The 234-nt window shown below is 58.1% G+C and carries 1 protein-coding gene; it reads right to left on the bottom strand.

Annotated features, from left to right (window positions below; all coding sequences use genetic code 11):
- On the bottom strand, positions 1–234 hold a 234-nt coding region (locus tag Q4563_RS22845; RefSeq protein ID WP_303606179.1), incomplete at both ends, for a hydantoinase B/oxoprolinase family protein.

Raw genomic sequence — 234 nt, 5'->3', positions numbered from 1 at the left:
CCACGGATGTGGGCGCGTTAAAGTTGCCCGGATGCATGGCCTGGTCCGGCCGATAACCGGTGCCGGTAAAGTCAATCAGGGCACTGCGCGCCTGCTGATCAACCTTGATCGTTACTGCAAAGCGGGTGCCATCATCCATCTGCTGCTCGAACTGCCCCAATGGCAGCTGGGCCAAACACGCTCTCAGAGTATCTTCGGCGTTGTCGAGCACATGGCCCATGTATTGATGTACCC

Source organism: Gilvimarinus sp. 1_MG-2023 (assembly GCF_030548285.1).
The sequence above is the reverse complement of the archived record's forward strand: the minus strand, read 5'-3'. Positions and strand labels throughout refer to the sequence as shown.